The following is a 24732-nucleotide window of genomic DNA, read 5'->3' on the forward strand; positions in this document are numbered from 1 at the left end:
GTTCTCAGTCGTTCTTCAATATTTTCATTTAACCACACCTCATTTTTTGAGCAGTTCAAAACTAAGTTGTGAACGAACAACGCAAGTAGTAGACTTGCCATCGGATATGCCACTAGTTTTCAATATGTTATCGTTAACTAACTAAATCTTACTAAGCTTTCCTCAATAAAAATAATTAAATAAACCTAGGCTAGGTTCTCTCGATGCAACTAATATCATCTTTACGCTCACTGTTGACGAGCACTCTTCCGGTCGACCAAAAACAGCAAATGCTCATCGCGTTAGTGATCAACACCTATCCATCGCAACAGCGTGCTGACCTTTTCCTCTCGGTGACAGACTACCGTAAACAACAATTAGTCGATCTTTTCCCTGAACATCACAATACAAGTTTCTCGGTATTATTTGAGCTGATCGACTATCGCGAACTCATTCAACGCTATCCGAATACCCTGTCCGAGGAGATAGCACTACTTGAGCAAATCGTCGGCGAGTGTTATTCACATTGGCTGGACTTTTGGTGTGAATGTGAGATAGCCACCATCAAAGCGAACTCCGTCATTGATACTGCCGCCGGTGAGATTGAGCTACCACTGGAAGATCAGGCTTACTATGGCTTATTGATCGATAACATAGAAAATTCCGATCTTCTAGTCACTACGCCTAGTCACCCGCAAAAAATGCTCATCAAAGAGGCCATCACTTTAAGCAATCTTGAGCTGTTTATCCAAGGTGAAAAGTGGTACGAGATGCTGCCCCTCTTGTCATTATCACAAATGGGTAAACACTTTGTGTTGCTCAAATACCCCAATAATGGCAAGGTGCCCACCCTAGTCGCTTCAATGTTAGTACAAGATTGGGCATCGAATCAGACTTGGCTCAGTTATGCACCGCAGTTTAGTAATCCACAGTGGCAATTCTGCTTGCCCGCACAGGGTTATGATGTTTTCTCGACCTTATCGATTTTCCAACCAGCGCTGTCAAAATGCGACTCTCTACCAGAATTCGATCAGCAATTTAGGTTACGATTATCCGCTAAAAATAGGGTCTGTGAAGTACTACGCTTTACCGTCAGTGGTAATACTCAGCAAAAACTCTATTTCCTCTATCTTGCGCAAAAAGAGCTGATGAGTGTGATGCATCAGTTTGGATACAAAATTGGTTTTACTATTATTGAACAACCTTTCATGCTTAAATTTTATCAAGCAGTTGATTCAAAAGCATATTTCCACTCTGGGTGTTGTGATTTAAATAATAACGGCACAAAGACTTACCGAGGATTCTGGAATTTCGAAGTCATCAATAAAGTATTCAAAGAGACTAATTATCGCGATTATAAACAAGCAGTTCGTCAAACTAGACTGCACGCTGTAATCAAAAAGGAAGAGTATGCTTGATATCAATTTAGGCGCCATTCTCTACGCTAAAGCGATTGCGCTTCTTGCTACCGTAGCGATGGTGTTGGCTTGGCTCACCTACTATTGCTATCGTCTGAAGCAAAAAAACGCGTTAATTTGGGGAACGTATCATGTTCCTTATATTGCATACTCAATATGTATTATCGCGTGGATAAGCAGTAACGCTTACTTTCACACCGATTTGCTCCCCGAACTTGGCGCTTCAGTGGCAGTATTAGTTGCAAAATTAGCCAATCTTGCCTCACTCTTTGCCTTCGCCTTTGCTTATTACTTTTCTTGCCAGCTCGCCGCCGAACAGCGCAATGGTAAAATCCATCTGTGGCAAAAAATCATTTTTGTCACACTGTCGGTCTATTCTCTCTTTATTAATCTAAGACCAGAACTGACGGTTGAACATGTAGAAATCTCAGGTCCAAGCCAATTCATCATCGAATTTGGTCCTCATACCTCACATTTCTTTATTGTCTTAGTGATATTTATTGTGCTGACTCTGACCAACCTAGTCCTGATGCGAGCGAATAGCAGTCGAGTCACATTAGCCAGAACCAACTATATGATTGCAGGTATTTTGGTATTCATGATCTCTACTGCAACCATTCACCTTGGTATTACTTACTTCATGGGTGACTTTTCACTCACTTGGCTACCACCAGCACTCTCGATCAGTGAAATGTTATTCGTGGGTTATGCCCTATTGACATCACGCTTCTACAGTGTGGAATATCTTGCTTATCTATGCCTCAATACCCTGTTGGTGTGTGGCGTGTTAACTATCCCTTTAGGCATGGTCTTCATGCCTCTTACTGACAACAGTCAGTGGCTGTTTGTTATCCCATTTTGTGCGCTGATCGGTGTGACTTGGGCCCCACTCTATAAAAGCGTGAGTCGTTACGCCGCGTTACTGATTTACGGTAATCGACAAACTCCCGTTGAACAAATTCTCGCTTTGGAGGAAGACTTCAAGTTATCCATCGATGATGCGATGCGCCGTTTAGGTGAGTTATTACAAATACCAAGTGATAAGCTGCGCCTCGTGAGCAGTAATCACAGCGAAGCGGTTTATGCACGTTACCTTTCCTCTAAACAAACGGCTCTGGTTTTTGATGAACTGTTTGAAAAACTGGATAGTAAAGTCACTGAAAAAAGCTCAGTCAAAGCACTTTATGACAAGATGAGCGCCAACAATACCGCATTAGTGATGCCACTATTCGGTCACGGAAAATCGGTGACGCATTTATTGATATCGCCACACAAAATCAACAATCAGATGTTTTCTCATGAAGAAATCTCGGCTCTTCAAACCTTGCTAACCCGAATACAAAGTATTATTGAGGCAGATCGCCGTATCCATCAAAGCCGAGCACTGGCCAATTCGATTGCTCACGAAATGCGTAATCCACTGTCTCAAGTTCAGTTGTGTTTTGAGATGTTAAAAAAACACGTTGAACATCAAGCACCAGCCCAGCAAATAAAGCAAGATATTGAGAGCGGCCAAGCGGCCATTCAACGTGGGCGTCAATTAATTGATATTATCTTACGTGAAGTAAGCGATAGTTCACCAGAACACGAACCCGTTACGATGACCTCGATTCATAAAGCGGTCGATCAAGCTGTCAGTCAGTATGGTTTTGAGAACGAAAAAGTCGTTGAGCGAATTCATTTACCACAACAAGATGACTTTGTTGTTAAGCTCAATGAAACCTTATTTAATTTTGTCATTTTCAATCTCATTCGTAATGCCATCTATTATTTCGACTCTTATCCCAACAGCCAAATTAAGATCACAACCCAAACGGGTACTTATGAAAACATATTGATATTCAAAGATACCGGTCCAGGGATTGATGAGACTATTGCTGATAAGATCTTCGATGATTTCTTCTCTTATCAAAAAAGTGGAGGCAGCGGTTTAGGGCTCGGTTATTGTCAACGTGTTATGCGCTCCTTTGGCGGCCGAATTGAATGCAAGTCTAGGCTGGGGGAATTTACCGAATTCCACCTATCCTTTCCTATTGTGCCCAATGCCCCACAAGCAGACTCGCTTCGCACGCCTTATTTCGACGATTGGCAATCGAATCAAACCGCTACGGAAGATAACTCCTTTCCTTCACCGGTTGTCAATTCATTATCAAGCCATAATTCAACGCCCACCGTACTCATTGTTGATGATAAAGAAATACAGCGTACATTGGTTAAACTGTATTTAGATCAACTTGGCATTAGTAGCTTACAAGCCAACAACGGCGAGAGTGCGGTAAATATCGTTAAAGCTCATTCTATCGATTTGATTTTGATGGATATCCAGATGCCAGTCATGAATGGGTTTGAAGCGAGTAAAATCATCAAAGCACATTTCCCCGCCATTCCGATCATTGCACTATCGGGAGAATCAGGGAACCATGAGCTCAAAATGATCAGTCTATTGATGGATGGCCGCCTAGAAAAACCGACTTCCTTACCGGCATTACAAGATCTGATTCGCCATTGGTTTAGTAAAAATGTGCTATCGAATACTGAGTATCAATAATCCAACCATAACCAAGCTACAATCAACAGGCTGACACTGCGAGGTACAAGCAAGCTGTATTACGGCTTACAATATCTATTAATCAAGGCCTATAAACGAAAAGATACCAACATTGGATTATGATCAGAAGCATCGGATTCCGGCGCTTGAGCTTGCTCTAAGGTTAATCCTTTATAGAATACATGATCCAGAGGTAACCCCGTCATAAATCTCAACCGTTGATCGGGAGTAAATTCGACTTCTTTCATTTGTAGTGACAACAGTGCCGACTTTAAAAACCGTGCTCGCTGTTGATTCCAACTATTAAAATCGCCGGCAACAATCATCGGCCCATTGTGTTTTCTTAACGCACTAAGCAGGGATTCAAGTTGCTCACGATAGGCTTTTTGTCCATAGGTAAAATTAACCGCATGCAAATTAACCACGGCTAAGGTTTGGCCATCACTCAGCGCATAATGAGCAAAAATACCCGATTTAGGTAAACGTAACCAAGGCTCTAGTTGAGTATAAGCACAGGCTAAGCGAGGCATACGATAACTAAGGTTGAGCACCCCAGAAGAAGCGCCAAAGACGCGAAACGCATCCACATAAGCTCCGTCCCAAGCTTGTTGACTGATCCACTGGCGTAGCTCAGCAGTCATATTCGCTTCTTGCAATAAAAGTAACTGAGCATGCTCGCTGTATCGGGTCAATTCACTTGCCCAATTGTCACGGTTTTGTTTGTAGATATTCCACACCAATACCGTTAATTGACCGTCATTATCAATCGGCTCTGCGTCAGGGTTCTGATAGCAGACTAAATCTCTCCCTAGTGTATCTTGACCTAAGGTGAGCAGTTGTGGCTGTTTCGAGATCGAAAATATAAGATGAAAAATAATCGTGACCGTAAGCGTTATAATAACTGGTAAAAGTAAAAGATAGCGTTTTTTCATTAGACTCACCAGCATAGAAAACTAACGCTTTCACTTCTTATCATCTGACACCTAAGAAGCGAAAACCGTCTTTACAATCTCATCAAACAATGATTAGATCGCATCTTCATCTTCTTCACCAGTACGGATACGCACCACTCGTTGAATATCACTGACGAAGATTTTACCATCACCGATTTTACCGGTTTGCGCCGTTTCAATGATGGTATCAACACATTGATCGGCCATTTCTTCACTGACGACAATTTCTAATTTCACTTTTGGTAAAAAATCCACCATATATTCCGCACCGCGATAGAGCTCAGTATGCCCCTTCTGGCGACCAAATCCTTTCACCTCAGAGACCGTCATCCCTGTGATCCCCACCTCAGCCAGCGCTTCACGGACATCATCCAATTTGAATGGTTTGATAATCGCTTCAATTTTCTTCATGTTCATCCCTTACACGGTTTCGTTCTCAGAGTTTTATTCGGGTAATCCAAACGCAATCTTGAATACCTTTAATTTATGCTGCGTATTATCGGTTAGCGATGGGTAACAATCAATACAAAGCCTAAGCATTACCCTGCTTGCGCTCATTTCCATCCAAAGCCGTGATCGGCGACTTATCCCACAAAAACCGGCACTCTTGCCCTGAAAAATCACGATCGACAAATAAATCGGCGATAGCGACGACCCTATCGTGCTCGAGTAAAATCGGCATACGACGCCGTTGCCAACTAGGAATCGCGTATTCTTGAAACAGCTTTTTCAGTTTCCGAGAGCCTGCCCGCCCCACTGGACAAGCGCTTAGTCCTGTCGGATCAAAGATCACTTGCAAAGCCTCAGGCTCCTCCGGCAAACGGATATTACCTTGTCGATCTAACGACAAGGTTAACTTACCAAGCTGATCGGGTAGTACGAGTGGGGTATCTAAGCGGATCTCTTGCCGCCACTCACTGATATCGGCAACGGAAGTAACACAAAAAAGAAGATCATTAAAACGACGAATATCATACGCTTTGAGATGTAAAATCGGGTTAGCGCCCGCCTCTGCCAGCGCCACTTGACTCCAGATCATCTCGGTATGCTGACGACTGGGTAGCACACGCTGCTGCTGGGTTAACCATGCACGGATCAGTTGTCGCCGCATGGCATCGCTACACTCTTTTAGTCCTTGAATCGATAACGCACCATCAGAGTTAATCATATTCGCCAGTTTTTCCGCCAGCAACTCTTCAATTAACGTTTCTTGTTCAGCACATAATTCGGCACTGCGTTGCACCGCCTGACGAAAAGAGGGCCAGCGCTGAGTAAGGATTGGCGCAACTTGATGCCGTAAAAAGTTACGGTCATAGCGTAAATCGGCATTGCTTTCATCATTGACTGACGATAATTGATGACATTGGGCAAACTGCTCAATCTGTTGTCGAGTGACGGCTAACAGTGGCCGAAGTAATTGCCCCTGACTAAAGGAAGCACAGGCAGCCATAGCCGATAATCCCTTAGGGCCACTCCCTCGCTTCAAAGCCAAGAGAAAAGTCTCTAGTTGATCATCAGCATGATGACCCAATAGCAAGGTGTCTTGCTGATTGACGTATTGTGCTAATACCCGATAACGTGCATCGCGTGCTAATTTTTCAATACTTTCGCCGCTATCGCGCTCAAGTGCGACGTATTCAACATCAAAGGAGATATGGCTTTGATTACACCAAGTTCGGCATTGCTCAACCCAATGATCGGCATTACGACTCAATCCATGATGGACATGCACCGCACGCACGTTAACCGTATTCTGGTCCCGATATTGGGCCAGTAAATGCAGCAGCACTCGTGAGTCGACACCACCACTGAGTGCCAAAACCAAGTCTTTTGTATCGTGGGCTTGCAGTTGATGAGAAAAATGCCGGTACAAATCCATACTGATCTTCTTAGGTCGAGATAAATAATCCTCAGTGTATCGCTAGAGACATCAAAGCAAAAGGGCTGGATTCTCTCCAGCCCTTTCAATTCAATGGCAGATAACTAAACGTTTTGCCACAGCAATCAGCCTGATTGCTTAGCAGTAACCATAGCTCATCAAACGCTGATAACGACGAGCCAACAAAGCATCATGCTCTAAACCTTGTAGATCGGCGAGCTGGCGAAGCAAAGTGGCCTTCAGATTATTAGCCATTTGTAGAGGATTACGATGCGCACCGCCAAGAGGCTCTTCAACCACTTCATCAATCAAAGCTAATTCTTTTAAGCGAGGCGCAGTTAAGCCCATCGCATCAGCCGCTTGCGGCGCTTTATCAGAATCGCGCCATAAAATTGAAGCGCACCCTTCAGGAGAAATCACCGAATAAGTTGAATACTGTAGCATATTCACATAATCACCAACGCCGATGGCTAACGCACCACCAGAGCCACCTTCGCCAACAACGTTACAAATGATCGGTACTTTTAAACCCGACATCACTTTCAAGTTAGTCGCAATCGCTTCTGACTGACCACGCTCCTCAGCCCCAACGCCTGGGTAAGCACCGGCCGTATCAATAAAAGTGATGATAGGCATATTGAAACGCTCTGCCATTTCCATTAAACGCAGCGCTTTACGATAACCTTCTGGCTTTGGCATACCAAAGTTACGTCTAACTTTTTCGCGTGTTTCACGACCTTTTTGATGGCCAATGATCATCACAGGTTGATCATCCAAACGGGCAATACCCCCGACAATAGCTTTGTCATCGGCAAAGGCTCTGTCACCCGCCAACTCATCGAATTCAGTAAAGATATGATTGACATAATCAAGGGTATAAGGACGCTGAGGATGGCGTGCCAATTGAGCAACTTGCCATGCGCCTAAATCACCAAAAATTTTCTTTTTTAGTTCTAAACTTTTCTTCTCTAATTGTTCGATCTCTTTTTCAAGATCAACCGAAGAACTTGCACCATGACGAGAGACATCGCGTAGCGCCTGAATTTTCGCTTCAAGCTCGACAATAGGTTTTTCAAAATCTAAAAAATTTAGGCTCATCTACCGATCCTTTTTTACTCAGCTCGTCAATTGCGCAGCTGAATTTAGTTAAATTCGAGTTCTACTTGGTCTTTACCAAGTAACTGTTGTAATTCATCTAGCAATGTATCACTCGGCGTTACCCGCCATTCCGTACCCAACGTTAAACGCGCCCTCGCATCTGAGCGTTGATAGTATACATTGACAGGAACAGTGCCTGCTCGGTGAGGCTCTAAGATTTGACTAAAGCGCTCAAAAAATTGCTCATCGATTTGCGATTGTGCAATCGATACCGATAAACCACGGGCATATTTTTCACGCGCGCTACCCAAGTCCATGACTTCGCGCGCAGACATTTTAAGGCCACCGTTGAAGTCATCAAAGCTGACCTGTCCGGAAATCACCAGAATTCTATCTTTTTCTAACAATTCTGCATACCTATCTAAGGCATCAGAATAAAGCATGACCTCAATACGTCCGGAGCGATCATCTAAAGTCATTAAGCCAATCCGGCTTCCGCGCTTGGTGGTCATCACTCGAGCGGCAATCACCAAACCCGCTAATGTTAACGATTGATCACGCCGTGTCGGCGTGGCTTCATTTAAGCGACAACTGGTGTATTTAGGTAATTCTTTTAAATACTGGTTAATCGGGTGACCCGTTAAGTACAACCCTAATGTTTCTCGCTCCCCTTCAAGCCAGACCTTTTCCGGCCAAGGAGGAACTTGAGTATACTTTTGCTCAACCTCTTCGGGAGCATCGGTCAAGACACCAAACATATCCGCTTGGCCAAAGGCCTCCGCTTGATGATGTTGACTGGCCGCTTTTACTGCATCGTCTAACGAGGCCATCATCGCCGCACGATGGGGACCTAACCTATCCAATGCCCCCGCAAGGATCAATTTCTCAATCACCCGTTTATTGACTTTTTTAAGGTCGATCCGCGCACAAAAATCAAACAAGTCTTTAAAATAGCCGTTTTTACTGCGCGAGTCTAAAATCGCTTCGATAGGCCCTTCACCAACGCCTTTGATCGCCCCGATACCGTACACAATCGCCCCGTTCTCATCAACATTAAAACGGTATAAACCAGAGTTAATGTCAGGCGGTAATACGGTTAAGCCCATACGTTGGCACTCATCCACCAAACCAACCACTTTCTCGGTGTTATCCATATCTGCGGTCATCACCGCCGCCATAAATTCAGCAGGATAATGGGTTTTTAACCATAAGGTTTGATAAGACACTAAAGCATAGGCCGCAGAGTGGGACTTGTTAAATCCATAACCGGCAAATTTCTCTACCAAGTCAAAGATTTTCATCGCCAACTCGCCATCTACACCGTTGTTTTCAGCCCCTTCTTTAAATATGGCACGCTGTTTAGCCATCTCTTCCGGTTTTTTCTTACCCATCGCACGACGCAGCATATCCGCGCCACCTAAGGTATAACCTGCTAGCACCTGAGCAATCTGCATGACTTGCTCTTGATAGAGGATGATGCCGTAAGTCGGTTCTAAAATTTCTTTTAATGACTCATGTTGCCATTTTTCATCTGGATAAGAGATCACTTCACGGCCATGTTTACGATCAATAAAGTTATCCACCATGCCTGACTGCAAAGGCCCAGGACGAAATAGCGCTACCAAGGCGATAATATCTTCAAAACAGTCCGGTTTTAGACGCTTGATAAGCTCTTTCATTCCGCGCGATTCCAGCTGGAATACGGCGGTCGTTTCAGATTTTTGTAGTAATCGGAATGAAGCTTCATCTTGCAGCGGAATCGCTTCAATTCGCAACGGCTCTTCACCAAGAGCGGTGCGGCGCGGATTAATTAAACCCAATGCCCAATCAATGATGGTTAACGTGCGCAGACCTAAGAAGTCGAATTTCACTAATCCAGCGTATTCAACATCGTTTTTATCAAATTGAGTAACTGGATGATGACCTTCTGCATCGCAATACAGCGGCGCAAAATCGGTGATCGTGGTCGGCGAAATCACCACGCCGCCGGCATGTTTACCGGCATTTCGAGTACATCCTTCAAGAATACGACACTTATCGATCAGCTCTTTGACTTCTTCATCGGCGTCATACAACTCTTGCAGCGCAGGCTCCGCTTTAAAGGCTTTTTCGAGCGTCATGCCGGGATCGGGTGGGATCAACTTAGAAATACGATCAACAAATCCGAAAGGATGCCCCAATACCCGCCCGACGTCACGAATCACCGCTTTTGCCGCCATGGTACCAAAAGTAATGATCTGGGATACCGCATCACGACCGTATAATTCAGCCACGTGATCAATCACCTGATCTCGCTTATCCATACAAAAGTCGACATCAAAGTCAGGCATCGAGACCCGCTCTGGGTTAAGAAAGCGCTCAAACAGTAGGTCATATTCAAGGGGATCAAGATCAGTGATTTTCAGCGCATAAGCCACCAAAGAACCGGCACCAGACCCACGACCAGGACCCACTGGTATATCATTATCTTTTGACCATTGAATAAACTCCATAACGATCAAAAAGTAACCCGGGAATCCCATCTGGTTGATCACTTGTAGCTCAATATCCAAACGTTCATCGTATTCAGGGCGACGCTCGGCACGAACTTGTGGATCGGGGAACAAAAATTCTAGACGCTCTTCCAATCCTTGTTTGGATTTCACGACCAAAAATTCTTCAATTGCTAACCCGCCCGTCGGAAAATTAGGTAGGAAATACTCACCTAAACGCACGGTCACATTACAACGTTTAGCAATTTCAACACTATTTTCTAGCGCTTGCGGAATATCCGCAAACAGCTCACACATCTCTTGCTCGGTGCGTAAATATTGCTGAGGGCTGTAATTTTTAGGTCGTCTTGGATCCTCTAAAGTATAACCATCGTGAATAGCAACGCGAATTTCATGGGCATCAAACTGCTCTGCGTTTAAGAAAACCACTTCATTGGTCGCCACAACCGGTAATTGCGTTTGTTCTGCTAAGTCGAGAGCAAAATGTAAATAGCTCTCTTCATCCGCTCGCCCTGTGCGCACCAGCTCTAAATAGAAATGATCGGCGAAATACGTTTGATAAAACTCTACGCACTTTTCCGCTAACGCTTGGTTGCCTTTTAATAACGCTCGGCCGATTTCACCATTTTTACCACCAGAAAGTATGATCAAACCTTCGGCGTGTTTCACCAACCACTGTTTATCAATCACTGGTTGATGCTGAACATGACCGCGCAAATACGCTTCTGAAATCAATAAGGTGAGATTTTTATAACCAATATTATTTTTGGCTAAAATAGTGATTTTGGTCAGTTCATCAGCAAACTCATCGGAACGAAGCGTAAAATCAGCACCAATAATCGGCTTAATCCCGCAACTATGCGCGGTGCCATAAAATTTCACCAATCCACATAAGTTTGTAAAATCGGTCAGGGCCATGGCTGGCATCCCCATCGCCGCCACTTGCTTAACCAGAGGGGGGACTTTGGACAAACCGTCCACCATGGAGTAATCACTATGCACACGTAAGTGGATAAACTTTGGGTCTGACATTCAATTGAATCCTAGGTGTTTCGAAGGGGCTAGATCGTGCAATAGCGCTATTCTACGTTAAACCGCAAGCGCATAAAACCATCAGGGGAAACCTGACGCTATAAACCCAATGCACGCTTGACGGGGGAAAAACTGCGCCGATGCTGATCGATCACGCCATGCTGCTCGATGGCGGCAAAATGCGCTTTGGTCGGGTAGCCCTTATGCTGCGCAAAACCAAACTGCGGGTAAAGCAGATCGAGTTCGGCCATCTCTTGATCGCGCACGACCTTAGCAATGATCGAGGCCGCGCTGATCTGCGCGACTCGTAAATCGCCCTTCACCACGGCTTCAGCGGCCATCGGCAACTTAGGCACTTTATTACCGTCGACCAAGACTAAATCAGGTTGAATGGCTAAGCCCGCTACGGCACGCTGCATGGCGAGCATCGTCGCTTGAAAAATATTCAGTTGATCAATTTCACTTGGTGAGCAGCGACCTACTGACCATGCTAACGCTTTCGCTTGAATTTCTGGTAGTAACGCAAGGCGTTTCTTTTCTGACAATTTTTTAGAGTCATTCAAACCGTTAATCGGTTGCACTGGGTCTAAAATCACCGCAGCAGTGACCACATCCCCAACCAGCGGCCCACGTCCAACTTCATCGACCCCTGCAATCCAGTGATAGCCAGTCGGAAGAATAAAAGGGGGCAGATCGTTATTGGCTTTTATGGTCACGCGGTTATTTTCCTATTAATGTCAGTACCGCTTGCGCGGCTTGTTGATCCGCATCTTTGCGGATCCAATGATGCATCTCTGTGAATTTATCTAATAATGCTTGGTTATCGCTTTGCAATAATCGAGTTAACTCGTGATACAGGTTATCAACACTGCACTCTTGTTGTATAAACTCTTTCACCAGCTCTTGCCCTGCTAAAATATTCGGCAGCGAAACATAAGGTATTTTAACTAATCGTCTCGCTAAAAAAGCGGTAATCGCATTGACTTTATAACCGACCACCATCGGCCGTTTGAGTAACATGCACTCCAATGCGACGGTGCCAGAAGCCAGCATCACCACATCCGATGCCGTAATCACATGACGAGCGGTATCATCGATTAAGGTAAAATCCAGCTCTGGGGCTACTTGCTGCCAAACCGCTTCAAACTGCTCGCGCCGCTGTGAGTTAACCAGCGCGACGACAAATCCTAACTCTGGGTAGGTTTGATGCAGTCGTTGGCACGTTTCAATAAACGGCTTAGCTAGCAGCTTCATTTCTCCGCTACGACTGCCTGGCAAAACCGCAAGCCAGCGCTTTTTCTCATCTAACCCTAATAAACGCTGAGCCGCTTGCTTATCGGGCTGAAGTGGTAAAGCATCGGCCAAGGTATGGCCAATAAACTCACACGGTACGTTAAACCGATCATAAAACGCTTTTTCAAACGGTAAAAAAGCGAGCACGAGATCCGTTGCCGCGGCAATTTTAAAAATTCGCTTCTGACGCCAAGCCCATACTGAAGGGCTGACATAATGCACCGTTTTAATTCCCGCTTGCTTTAAATCTCGCTCCAAGCGTAAATTAAAATCCGGCGCATCAATTCCGATAAAGACATCCGGTGGATTTTGCGTAAAATGCTGTACTAACTCGGCTTTAACTTTGAGCAAACGAGGCAAACGTCCTAGCACTTCCACCAAGCCCATGACGGCTAATTCTTCCATATCAAACAGAGAATGGCAGCCTTGATCAATCATTTTCGGGCCGCCAATCCCGACAAACTCAGCATTAGGATAACGGGTTTTGATCGCTTTAATAAAGCCTTCACCGAGGGTATCCCCCGACAATTCACCCGCAACAATACCAATACGTAAAGGTTGTTGTTCCATTTCTCAATGCCTCTTGATAGGTAATCGCCATAAAATGCAAAAGATCGCCGATAAATGGCGATCTTTTGTCTAACGCCAAGTCTAAAACTAACGGATGATACCGCGAGCCGAGTTAGCTAAGAAATCAAGAAAACGTTGGACCGCAGGGAAACTTGCCGCTTCTTTAGCGATTTCCACTTTGGCTTCTTCCAAAGTGAGTCCATTACGATACAAGGCCTTATAAGCACGGCGAATCGCATGTATTTCCGCTTTCTCAAAACCACGACGCTTTAAGCCTTCAACATTAATGCCAAAAGGGGCACAGTGGTTACCTTGCGCCATGACAAAAGGAGGCACATCTTGTACAACGATCGATCCACCGCCCAGCATACAATGATCGCCAATGTGGCAGAATTGATGAATGGCTGACATACCACCAATGATGGCTTGATTGCCCACCTTGACATGCCCAGCTAAGGTTGCGTTATTGGCAAAAATACAACGATCACCAATCACACAATCATGAGCAACGTGTGCATTAATCATAAATAAGTTATCACTGCCAACAATGGTGATGCCTTTATCTTGCACGGTACCACGATGCATAGTGACACTTTCACGAATGGTATTGCGATCACCGACAATCAGTTGAGTATCTTCACCCGCGTATTTTAGATCCTGACAGGCTTCACCAATTGAGGCGAATTGGAAGATGCGGTTGTCTTTACCAAGCTTAGTTGGCCCTTTGACAACAACGTGCGATAACAGCTCAGTGCCGTCACCAATCTCCACTTTGCCATCAACATAACAAAATGGACCAATCTTAACATTTGCGCCAATCACTGCGCCGTCTTCGACCACCGCGGTTGGGTGGATTTGTGCCGTTGGATGAATCATATTAAAACTCTCTGCGTGCACATTTTAGAACCGCGGAGCAAACTACGTCACCATCGACTTTTGCCACTCCGTTAAAAAGAGCAATGCCTCGGCGCTCTTTGATAAATTCCACTTCAATCATTAATTGATCGCCAGGGCCAACTGGTTTACGAAACTTTGCATTATCAATGCTTGCAAAATAGTACAGCTCGTTTTCTTTTGGTGCACCGAAAGTTTTAAATGCCAACAACCCAGTCGCTTGAGCCATGGCTTCTAAAATAAGCACGCCAGGGAAAACCGGCAACTGAGGGAAATGACCAGTAAACTGAGGTTCATTCACCGAAACATTCTTTAGCCCAACAAGGTATTTACCTTCTTCATAATCAGTCACACGATCGATCAATAAAAAAGGATAACGGTGCGGAAGCAGGCTCTGAATTTCAGTGATATTCATCATTTTCTTTTCAGTAGTCAAAGTCATATTCCTATCAATAAATAGATTAAATGCGATACCCTGCTCTCAAAGACAGGGAAAACTGTCGCCGCTTAAATCATCACGAAAACAGGCCCAGAGCAGAGCAAATAAGTTGGCTGATATTATATACTCAAACCGCTGAGAGTGGCAGGCAGCAGGTTAATCAATCTGACTGAGGTTCTCGTCAGAAAACACCAAACTAGCGTCGCCGACACGCGATACTAACCATCAACAAACCAGAGATAGAGATAAAAAAGACTCGCGTACGGCGAGCCTTTTTAGCAAATCAAACCATTATGAGTGACTGATTTGCTCAAATTGCTTTTCTAAGGCTTTTAATCGTTTGTTCATCTCTTCAATTCGATGCACCCGTGCGGCGGTTTTACGCCACTCTTTATTCGGCTGCAGTGGAATACCAGATGAATAGATACCTTTCTCTTCAATACTGCGCATCACCATGCCCATGCCGGTAATGGTAACCCCATCAGCAATAGTAATGTGACCATTAATGACTGTCGCACCGCCAATAATGCAGTATTTACCAATATGAGTACTGCCAGCAATCACTGTACCACCAGCAATCGCGGTGCCATATCCGATGTGTACGTTATGCGCAATCTGCAATTGATTATCCATGATCACATTATCTTCAATCACGGTATCATCTAACGCGCCACGATCAATGGTTGTCGAGGCACCAATTTCAACGCGATTGCCAATCCGCACCGTGCCCACCTGAGGGATTTTTACCCATTCACCACGTTCATTGGCATAGCCAAAACCGTCAGAGCCGATCACGGTGCCAGATTGGATCAAACAATCATCACCAATCTGTACGCCATGGTACACGGTGACATTCGCCCACAGCTTAGTGTTATGACCTAATTGTGCGTTATGGCCGATAAAGCATCCAGCGCCGACCACCACGTTATCACCGAGAACCACTCCCGACTCAATCACCGCATTTGCGCCAATCGCCACATTTTTACCCAATTGGACATCTGTCGCAACAACCGCACTCGGTGCGATCCCGACCAACGCTGGTTTAGGTGTTTTATCTAATGCCTGAGCTACCTTAGCAAACGCAATGTAAGGGTCAGCGACCACTAATACATTCGATGGACACAACTCTCGTTCCGATTCTTTCACCATCACTACTGACGCTTGGCACAACTTAAGGTGTTTAGCGTATTTAGTATTAGAAAGAAAGGTGACATCCCCTTCCTTGGCCCTATCCATTGGCGCGACCGCGCTTACTTTCACGTTAGCATCACCATATAGGGTGCCGCCGGTTATGGTTGCCAAATCGGCTAAAGTTAGTGTCATCATAGTCATCGAATATTATTTAATTGCTTTAATTACTTGCTCAGAAATATTGTACTGTGGTTTACCGTATTGCATAGCGCTAACATCAACAATCAAGTCATAACCTTCTTTTTCCGCGACTTTTTGTACAGCGTCTTGGATAATTTTAAACAATTTTTGTTTTTCTTCTGCTTCACGACGTGCAGAAGCCCGCTCCAGAGCTTGGGCTTTCATCTGGTACATATTATCCAACTGCCCAATTTCCATACGCAATTTTTCAACGTCATCTTGGCTCATCAGCTCAGCATCACGTCTTAATTTTTCAATTTTCGTCTTAGCTTGAGCTTGAAGACTTTGTAGCTCTGCAGCTTTGTCTTTAAACTCGTCCTGCATTTTCTGCAAAACCACTTCACGTTGTGGTAACGCTTGAAATACTTGTGCGGTGTTAATAAAGCCTACTTTTTGCGCAGCCTCAGCAGCATTGGCAAAAAAAGCAGAACTAAGAATGATCAGGCTAACACTGGCCGCTTTAACGGTATTTTTTAACATACTTTCCTCTATTTAGAAGGTTCGTCCGATAGTAAAAGTGAAGAACTCTTCATTATCACCATCGTATTTTTTAATAGGTTTCGCCAACGAAAAGACTAAGGGCCCCATCGGTGACATCCATTGCAGTGCGACACCATAAGATGCGCGATATTTGCTTGGGTCGGAGTAATCGTAGTAGTACTGATTACCAAACGAGGCATTAGAGCGATAATCAAACTCAGTATCCCATACACTAGCGACATCAACAAAAACACTGGTGCGGACTTGACTACGTGCTTCATCGGATGCGAAAGGCGTCGGCACAATTAATTCTAAGCTGGCCAGGGCAATTGCGTTACCACCGACTGAATCTTTGGTCGCCGTATCTTGACCATTGCTTGAGCTAGAGTAGTCTCGATATACCGCTTTAGGACCCGCCGAGTTAGAGCCAAACCCACGTAAGGTGGTAAAACCACCGGCATAAAAGTTTTCATAAAACGGATAAAGGTTATCTTTACCGTCCGTTTGACCATAACCGTTACCATAACCCAAACGACCACGCAGTAGCAGAGTAAACTCATGTTTTCTGGTTAATGGGAAGTACTGACGCACATCGTATTGGAGCTTGAAAAACTGTGCATCGGACCCCGGAGTGGTCATTTTCGCAAACGCACGCTGATGGTTACCGGCGGTTGGGAAAAAACCTCGGTTAAGGTTATTTCGAGTCCAAGCAACGTTGACATCAAAATCATCGGTGATCAACTCTTTCGGATCACAATCACCTAAGTTGCACAGGAACTGCTCAACTTGTAAATAAGGCGATAAGTTACCAATTTTGTTATGGGTATAGCCAACACCGAATTCAAAACGATTGAGTTCATCAAACGGGAATCCCCAAGTCAAACTGGTGCCATAACTTTGGTTGGTATAATCAACAATCCCTGCTTCTGAAGCTTCAAACTTGTTGTAGAAAACGCGGCCGCCAAGACTTACACCATCAATGTTCCAATAAGGATCACGGTATTCAAGTGTAATATTTTGTTGATAGTCGTTAGTGGTTGCTGTGACACCGACACGGTTACCGGTTCCTAAGAAGTTATCTTGGGTTAATCCGACAGTAAAACTCACCCCCGATTCGGTACCATAACCAACACCAAAGTTAATACTTCCCGAGTTAGCCTCTTTGACGGTATAGACCAAATCAACTTGATCGTCTGAACCAGGAACACGAACCGTTTGTACATCAACCGTTTCAAAAAAGCCCAAGCGGTTTAAGCGCGTTTTTCCGGTATCAATCGCACGCGAATTCAACCAACTGCCTTCCATTTGACGCATTTCGCGGCGTAGGACTTCATCACGAGTGGCGTTGTTACCGATAAAACGAATATCACGGACATAAATACGTTTACCGGCTTCAACATGCACGATGAGAGAAACTTGTTGGGTTTCATCATCAAACTCCGGAATGGTCCGGACTTGAGGATAGGCATAACCGGCCTCACCTAGGACGCGTTTGACACTTTCTTCCAATTGCGTCACCGCCGAGCCCTGATAAGTCTCACCTAACTCAAAGGGAATCTGGGCCTTAAACTCATCTTCTTTGCCAATCAACTCGCCACGAAATTGAACCTCTTTTACCGTATACGGTAAACCTTCATTCAAATTCAGGGTGATGTAGACACCTTTTTTATCTGGAGAGATAGAGACGTGGGTCGATTCAACTTGGAACTTCAAATAGCCTCGGTCCAAGTAAAAAGTACGTAGTGCTTCAATATCTGCTGCTAGTACCTGCTTTTGATACTTATCATCAGAGAGGAAGTTCCACCACGATAGATCGACATTCAGGTTGAAGCGAGATAAAAGATCTTCATTACTGAACACTTCATTACCGATAAAGTTAATCTGTTGAATTTTTGCCGAAACACCCTCGGTAAAAATAAACTTCAAATCAGCTCGATTGCGCGGTAAGGGCGTAACCACTGCTTTTACGCTAGCGTTATATTTACCGACGCTGTAATAAAAATCTTCTAAGCCTTTTTCGATATTGCTCAGTTTAGTACGATCCAAAGCCTCACCAACTCGAATACCAGAAGCTTCAAGATTTTGTTGCAGTTGTTCTTGTTTAATCGCTTTGTTGCCAGAGAAAGAGACACTCGCAATGGTTGGACGCTCTTGAACTTGTACGATCAACGCGGAACCATCGCGCAGAACTTTCACGTTTTCAAAGTTACCCGAGGCATACAACGCTTGGATAATTTGTGCAACATCTTGAGAATCAACGGTATCGCCAATTCGCACAGGCATTCTCAATAACGCAGCCCCGAGAGCCACTCGCTGCAGTCCTTGAATCTGAATGTCCTGCACTACAAAATTTTCGGCACCACTAACGGATACGCTTGTTGCGAGCAGTGTCGCGAACAGGATTTTTTTCATCGCCATATTTGTTTTAGTTAGTCCTTACTACAACCATTGCCTAATGCGAATCAATCACAGGCGAGTAAAATCGTTAAATATCGCTACCGCCATTAAGGAGAAAATGATCACTCCTCCGAGTCGATAGCCAATTTCTTGTATTTTTTCCGGAACAGGGCGTCGAATCACCGCTTCAATCGCGAAGAACAGTAAGTGCCCACCATCAAGCATTGGCAGAGGAACCAAATTAATAATCCCCAAGTTTATACTGATCAAGGCCAAGAAACCGAGAAAATAAACTAAGCCATAATCAGCCGTTGTCCCTGCACCTTTAGCAATAGAGATCGGCCCACTAAGATTATTCAGTCCCACATCACCGACAATCAGCTTTTTCAGCATACTGATGGTTAAGTCGATCACTTGGCCTGTCTTTGCAAACGCTTTACCGATCGAGTCGATCACGCCAAACTGTAACTCAAAGCGATACCCCGGCGGCCATTCAGCCATTTGCGGAGCGATACCAGCAAACCCTATCGTTTGTCCAGATACGCTTCGTGCATCAGGAACCAAAGTAAGCGTTAACCGTTGCTGATCACGTTCGATCCCTATCTCTAACGTTTGATTAGGATGTGCTTGAATTTCCGTAACCGCCTGTTGCCAAGAGGAAACCGCTTGACCGTTAATGTGCGTTAAGCGATCGCCTACTTGCAGTCCCGCTTTAGATCCAGCACTACCAGCAGAAATCGTCGCTAATACCGTCGATACTTCAGGTACAAAAGGTTTAAATCCTAGCGCTCCCATAGCAGACTCTGTTTCTGGGTTAAAGTTCCATGACGCTAGGTCAAAAGTCTTGATTTGCTCGATGCCAATGTCATCTGGAGAAGCGACGGTCAAGGTTAGGCTCTGGTTACCAATATGGCGAATTAATCCCATATTGACTGACTCCCAATCCAGCGTCTTCACGCCTGATACGGCCTTAATTTCCATACCAGGCTTTACTCCGGCCTCTGCAGCAATCGAGTATGGCGCGACGTCACCAATCACCGGTTTGACCGCAGGTACACCAATAATAAAAACCAACCAGTAAGCGAAAAGAGCGAACAAAAAGTTAAAAGCTGGCCCCGCAGCAACAATCGCTGTGCGTTGCCATAATGATTTTTTATCAAAAGCGAATGGATACTGCTCGCGGGGAATATCGTCTACTCGGCTATCGAGCATTTTGACGTAGCCACCGAGTGGAATAACCGAAATACTGTATTCAGTTCCGTCTTTACCCATACGTTTCCAAATCGCTCTTCCAAAGCCAATTGAAAACTTTTCTACTTTAACGCCGCACTTTCTTGCCACCCAAAAATGCCCGTACTCATGGACGGCGACTAAAATGCCTAAGGCGACAATAAAGGCAACGAAGTTCCATAAAATGCCACTCATAACATACGCTCTTTCAAGTGTTGATTAGCCAGACTGCGCGCCATTGTATCTAGCTCGAGTAGGCTTTCCAAGTGATAGGAATGTAAAGGACTGTTTGCCCCGCACACGGTCGACAATACCTTTTCATTAATCACAGCAATATCAGTAAAACGAATCTGCCCTCGTAAAAAGGCCTCAACGGCCACTTCATTCGCCGCATTGAGCGACGTAGTGGCATGCTGGCCGAGATAACACGCGTCTATCGCCAATTGCAAACAAGGGTAACGCTGATAATCAACCTCCATAAAGGTCAACTCACTTAAACGAGTAAAGTCTAGCGGTTCAACGCCTGCACTGACCCGCTGAGGATAGGCCAGCGTTTGTGCAATTGGCGTCGCCATATCTGGCTCGCCGAGCTGTGCAATCACCGAACCATCCCGATATTGGACCATTGAATGGATCACTGATTGAGGGTGGATCAAAACCTTAAGCTGTTCACGAGATGCGTTAAATAGCCACTTAGCCTCAATATACTCAAGCCCTTTGTTCATCATGGTTGCAGAATCAACCGATATTTTGGGCCCCATCGACCAATTAGGGTGAGCAATCGCTTGTTCTGGAGTCACTTGAGCTAAAGTCTCAATATCGGCATAACGAAATGGCCCGCCGGACCCCGTCAGCAGAATATGGGAAACGCCCTGCTCTTGTAAATTACAGCGTCCGAGCTGAGTTTGAATATCAACGGGTAAACATTGAAAAATCGCATTATGTTCACTGTCGACGGGCAATAATTCAGCCCCATAGTGCTCAACCGCATCAATAAATAACTGCCCAGACATAACCAAGGCTTCTTTGTTAGCTAAGAGAACTCGCTTCCCGGCTTTAACCGCGGCCATCGTCGGTAACAGACCTGCGGCACCGACAATCGCCGCCATCACAGTATCAACATCATCGCTAGCAGCAACATGACACATTGCCTCTTGGCCATACAACACTTCGGTTGGCAGTGAAAGTCCAGCCAATTGGGAGGATAACAACTGTGCCGCTTGTGGCGTCGCCATTACGGCATACTTAGGTCGCCATGTTTGGCAAAGCTCGCGCATTTTGTTGACATTACTACCCGCCACCAAAGCAACCACACTAAAGTGATCAGGATTCTCGTCCACCACTTTAAGGGTGCTCGCACCAATAGAGCCAGTGGCTCCGAGAATGGTTAATTTACGCATCACAAAAACCGTCATGGTTTATGCTGATGAAGGCGTGCTTCACCAGCATTAAAATAAGAAATAGCATAAAGCAAATACAGGGAAAGCAGCCGTCAGACTATCCACTCGGTCTAAAATACCACCGTGACCAGGAATGATTTTACTGCTGTCTTTAATGCCAGATACCCGCTTAAACATACTTTCCACCAAATCGCCCAAGACTGAGATCACTACGGTAACCAAAATGGTCAATAGCATGATAGTGGTAGACGCAAATTGAATATTAAACCAACTGGCGCATAACCAACCCACCAACATGGCAGCAATAACCCCACCGACTAAGCCTTCAATAGTTTTATTCGGACTGACAGCTGGAGCCATTTTACGCTTGCCAAAACTTTTGCCGGAAAAGTAAGCCCCACTGTCCGCAGCCCACACAATCAAACAGACATAAAGTACCAATTTCGCCCCGTGATAACTGTCGGAGACAATATGTTCAGAGCGTAAAAAAATCACACTCCAAAAGAAAGGCAATAATGTCAGTACGCCAAAGAGATGACGCACAGCATTGGAATTTTCCCAGCAAGCTCGTGATTTAGGATAGGTAATGGCTAAACCACTAGCGACAATCCACCATAGTGAGCCGATCACTAAGATGCCATAATGCATCGGTTGCAAGGCACTTAATACCGAAAGCTGAGGTACAAGCAGCCAATAACTTATGGCACCAACCACCAGACCGGGTAATAAGGCAAGATAACGAGAGGAAGAAGAAACGAATTGCGTCCATTCCCATAAGCCCAATAACGTTACTACGCCCAACGCCAAAATAAAGCCAGATTGCGGGAGCCAAAAAATGCCAGCAATCACTAAAGGGGCAAGTAAAAGCGCAGTAATAATTCTTTGCTTCAAACTGAGAAGTCCTATTTTATGGTGTCATTAACGCTTTGACTTGCTCACCGGTACAACCAAATCGGCGCTCACGATTAACAAACCAAGTCACAGCTTCAATTAAACTTTCTTCACCAAACTCAGGCCAATAAACAGGAGTAAAATACATTTCTGCATAAGCCAACTGCCAAAGAAGGAAGTTACTGATCCGGCATTCACCACTGGTGCGAATCAGTAAATCCACTTCAGGAAGATCAGCCATCGTTAAATGTTCAGCGATCAATGTCTCGTTAATATCCGTGACACTGAGTTCATCACGACTGATTTTAAGAGCAATATGGCGCATCGCCTGAGTGATATCCCATTTTCCACCGTAATTCGCCGCAATATTAATCACCATGCCCGTATTATGCTGAGTCAGCGCTTCAGCTTGGGCGATTTTACTTTGTAACCGCTCACTGAATCGACTGGTATCACCAATAATACGTAAACGCAGGTTATTTTTGTGCAGTTTTTTGACCTCGGTCGATAAGACACGAAGAAATAACTCCATCAACACGCCGACCTCTTCCTCAGGACGTCGCCAATTTTCACTGCTAAAGGCAAATAAAGTCACGGCTCTTATCCCCAGTTTTGCTGCGGTAGAAACCGTTTTACGCACCGCAGCAACCCCGTTTTTGTGACCAAAGATCCGAGGTTTACCTTGTGCTTTTGCCCAACGACCATTGCCATCCATAATAATGGCGATATGCTGAGGGAGAACATCTAACGAGAGCTGCGAATTTTGCATAGAAACGTAATAAAGAAAAAAGATGGTGAAGAGTAGCATAAAAAAACGCTGTGCTGTGAGCACAGCGTTTTCCTGTTAAGGTTTTGTAGAAATTAAACTTCCATGAGTTCTTTTTCTTTAACCGCTAAGATGTCATCAATTTTCTTGACAGCCGCATCGGTCAGTTTTTGAATTTCATCTTGAGCCTTACGCTCTTCATCTTCTGAAATTTCTTTATCTTTCAATAACGCTTTTAGATCGTTGTTGGCGTCACGACGAATGTTGCGCACGGCTACTCGACCACCTTCCGCTTCACCACGGACGATTTTAACAAGATCACGACGACGCTCTTCCGTTAATGGTGGCAGTGGAACACGAATCACGGTTCCTGCTGACATTGGGTTTAACCCTAAATCAGACATAAGAATCGCTTTTTCAACTTTTGGCGTAAGTTCTTTATCAAATACCGTAATCGCTAATGTACGTGCATCTTCAGCAATCACGTTGGCAATTTGGCTTAGAGGTGTTGACGCACCGTAGTACTCAACAGAGAGGCCAGATAGTAGGCTTGGGTGAGCGCGACCAGTACGAATCTTTGATAGATTGTTCTTTAGCGCTTCTACACTTTTATCCATACGCTCTTGAGCGTCTTTTTTGATCTCATTAATCACAATATCACCTTAATTCTTATTTCATTTCGAGAGTGATTATACAGCGGAGCTGATCAGCGTACCTTCCGCTTCACCCATAACCACACGGCGTAATGCGCCAGGCTTGTTCATATTAAAGACACGGATTGGCATGTTGTGATCGCGAGCCAGAGTAAAGGCCGCCAAATCCATCACTTTAAGTTCTTTATCCAGTACATCGTTGTAACCCAGCTTATCATACAGTTGCGCATCTGGATTGGCTACAGGGTCAGCACTGTAGACACCGTCTACTTTTGTCGCTTTGAGAACCACGTCAGCTTCAATTTCGATACCACGTAAACAAGCGGCAGAATCGGTTGTGAAAAACGGGTTACCCGTACCAGCAGAAAAAATTACTACACGACCTTGACGTAATTGACTGATCGCGTCAGCCCAATTGTAGTCGTCACATACCCCTTTAAGTGGGATAGCAGACATCACGCGCGCATTCACGTAAGCTCGATGTAGGGCGTCACGCATTGCAAGGCCATTCATCACTGTCGCCAACATGCCCATATGGTCACCCACAACACGGTTCATTCCCGCTGCCGCTAAGCCTGCACCACGGAATAAGTTGCCACCACCAATGACGACACCCACTTGAACACCTAATTCGACCAATTCTTTTACTTCTTGTGCCATACGATCAAGCACGGTCGGATCGATACCAAAACCTTCTTCACCTTGAAGCGCTTCACCGCTCAATTTTAATAAAATACGTTGATATGCGGGTTTAGGGTTTGTTGTCATGGACTTTACCTTTCAAAAAGTATCGTTAGTTAACAGTCATAAATAAACTTACTGCGTAAATGTATTGATGATCATTACCATCGTGAGTTCGAAAACCGCTCTCTTTAACCGTCGAGGGAGTGATATTCGTAAAAAGACCGCAGCCATGGCCACGGTCTTTATCTTGGTCATCAAAAAGGCA

20 protein-coding genes are annotated in these 24732 nt (G+C 44.9%); 2 read left to right on the forward strand and 18 right to left on the reverse strand.

The window, feature by feature from the left end:
* Window positions 1-203: 203 nt before the first annotated feature.
* Together CAG58_RS11140 and luxN are read left to right on the forward strand one after the other, a co-directional pair.
* A complete protein-coding gene (locus CAG58_RS11140) occupies window positions 204-1397 on the forward strand; it encodes an acyl-homoserine-lactone synthase (protein ID WP_161425174.1) in 1194 nt (397 codons plus the stop codon).
* Entirely contained in the window at window positions 1390-3945 is a 2556-nt protein-coding gene (gene luxN / locus CAG58_RS11145; protein ID WP_161429618.1) for a quorum-sensing autoinducer 1 sensor kinase/phosphatase LuxN, read from the forward strand. The genes CAG58_RS11140 and luxN overlap by 8 nt, the downstream gene beginning before the upstream one ends.
* A gap of 89 nt (window positions 3946-4034) precedes the next feature.
* Here luxN and CAG58_RS11150 read toward each other — a convergent pair whose 3' ends face one another.
* From CAG58_RS11150 to pyrH, 18 genes are all read right to left on the reverse strand, one after another.
* The gene (locus CAG58_RS11150; protein ID WP_158144770.1) at window positions 4035-4877 is read right to left on the reverse strand and encodes an endonuclease/exonuclease/phosphatase family protein; all 843 of its coding nucleotides are present in this window, start codon (window positions 4875-4877) and stop codon (window positions 4035-4037) included.
* 93 nt (window positions 4878-4970) lie between these two features.
* On the reverse strand, window positions 4971-5309 hold the full coding sequence (gene glnB / locus CAG58_RS11155; protein ID WP_004394677.1) for a nitrogen regulatory protein P-II: 339 nt from the start codon (window positions 5307-5309) through the stop codon (window positions 4971-4973).
* Window positions 5310-5430: 121 nt separating this feature from the next.
* A complete protein-coding gene (gene tilS, locus CAG58_RS11160; protein WP_161426731.1) occupies window positions 5431-6777 on the reverse strand; it encodes a tRNA lysidine(34) synthetase TilS in 1347 nt (448 codons plus the stop codon).
* 138 nt (window positions 6778-6915) lie between these two features.
* On the reverse strand, window positions 6916-7875 hold the full coding sequence (gene accA / locus CAG58_RS11165) for an acetyl-CoA carboxylase carboxyl transferase subunit alpha (RefSeq protein WP_158144768.1): 960 nt from the start codon (window positions 7873-7875) through the stop codon (window positions 6916-6918).
* A 44-nt stretch (window positions 7876-7919) separates the two neighbouring features.
* Window positions 7920-11399 carry a DNA polymerase III subunit alpha gene (gene dnaE, locus CAG58_RS11170; protein ID WP_115152663.1) on the reverse strand — a complete coding sequence of 1160 codons (3480 nt, stop codon included), beginning with the start codon at window positions 11397-11399 and terminating at the stop codon, window positions 7920-7922.
* A 98-nt stretch (window positions 11400-11497) separates the two neighbouring features.
* Complete coding sequence (gene rnhB / locus CAG58_RS11175; RefSeq protein WP_161425736.1) at window positions 11498-12115, reverse strand: ribonuclease HII; 618 nt, start codon at window positions 12113-12115, stop codon at window positions 11498-11500.
* A gap of 4 nt (window positions 12116-12119) precedes the next feature.
* Window positions 12120-13262: a lipid-A-disaccharide synthase gene (gene lpxB, locus CAG58_RS11180; protein WP_154170347.1), complete on the reverse strand. Its 1143-nt coding sequence runs from the start codon at window positions 13260-13262 to the stop codon at window positions 12120-12122.
* An 87-nt stretch (window positions 13263-13349) separates the two neighbouring features.
* Window positions 13350-14138 carry an acyl-ACP--UDP-N-acetylglucosamine O-acyltransferase gene (gene lpxA, locus CAG58_RS11185; protein WP_154170345.1) on the reverse strand — a complete coding sequence of 263 codons (789 nt, stop codon included), beginning with the start codon at window positions 14136-14138 and terminating at the stop codon, window positions 13350-13352.
* A 1-nt stretch (window position 14139) separates the two neighbouring features.
* Window positions 14140-14571, reverse strand: a complete 432-nt coding sequence (fabZ, locus tag CAG58_RS11190) for a 3-hydroxyacyl-ACP dehydratase FabZ (protein ID WP_170905122.1) — start codon at window positions 14569-14571, stop codon at window positions 14140-14142.
* A gap of 315 nt (window positions 14572-14886) precedes the next feature.
* Window positions 14887-15921 carry a UDP-3-O-(3-hydroxymyristoyl)glucosamine N-acyltransferase gene (gene lpxD / locus CAG58_RS11195; RefSeq protein WP_161429619.1) on the reverse strand — a complete coding sequence of 345 codons (1035 nt, stop codon included), beginning with the start codon at window positions 15919-15921 and terminating at the stop codon, window positions 14887-14889.
* Between the two features lie 12 nt (window positions 15922-15933).
* Complete coding sequence (locus CAG58_RS11200) at window positions 15934-16446, reverse strand: OmpH family outer membrane protein (protein WP_004394665.1); 513 nt, start codon at window positions 16444-16446, stop codon at window positions 15934-15936.
* Window positions 16447-16458: 12 nt separating this feature from the next.
* Window positions 16459-18864, reverse strand: a complete 2406-nt coding sequence (gene bamA, locus CAG58_RS11205; protein ID WP_154170341.1) for an outer membrane protein assembly factor BamA — start codon at window positions 18862-18864, stop codon at window positions 16459-16461.
* A 48-nt stretch (window positions 18865-18912) separates the two neighbouring features.
* A complete protein-coding gene (rseP, locus tag CAG58_RS11210; RefSeq protein ID WP_161425057.1) occupies window positions 18913-20268 on the reverse strand; it encodes a sigma E protease regulator RseP in 1356 nt (451 codons plus the stop codon).
* A complete protein-coding gene (gene ispC / locus CAG58_RS11215) occupies window positions 20265-21473 on the reverse strand; it encodes a 1-deoxy-D-xylulose-5-phosphate reductoisomerase (protein WP_161425058.1) in 1209 nt (402 codons plus the stop codon). Before ispC ends, rseP begins: the two co-directional genes overlap by 4 nt.
* A 48-nt stretch (window positions 21474-21521) precedes the next feature.
* Window positions 21522-22364: a phosphatidate cytidylyltransferase gene (locus CAG58_RS11220; protein WP_154170335.1), complete on the reverse strand. Its 843-nt coding sequence runs from the start codon at window positions 22362-22364 to the stop codon at window positions 21522-21524.
* A 16-nt stretch (window positions 22365-22380) separates the two neighbouring features.
* Window positions 22381-23133, reverse strand: a complete 753-nt coding sequence (gene uppS / locus CAG58_RS11225; protein ID WP_040904722.1) for a polyprenyl diphosphate synthase — start codon at window positions 23131-23133, stop codon at window positions 22381-22383.
* A 92-nt stretch (window positions 23134-23225) separates the two neighbouring features.
* Window positions 23226-23783, reverse strand: a complete 558-nt coding sequence (gene frr / locus CAG58_RS11230) for a ribosome recycling factor (protein ID WP_004394659.1) — start codon at window positions 23781-23783, stop codon at window positions 23226-23228.
* A gap of 36 nt (window positions 23784-23819) precedes the next feature.
* Window positions 23820-24551, reverse strand: coding sequence for a UMP kinase (pyrH, locus tag CAG58_RS11235; RefSeq protein ID WP_004394658.1), 732 nt, complete (start codon window positions 24549-24551; stop codon window positions 23820-23822).
* Window positions 24552-24732 lie beyond the last annotated feature (181 nt).

The organism is Vibrio sp. V31_P5A7T61 (assembly GCF_009904895.1).
GTDB lineage: Bacteria > Pseudomonadota > Gammaproteobacteria > Enterobacterales > Vibrionaceae > Vibrio > Vibrio metschnikovii.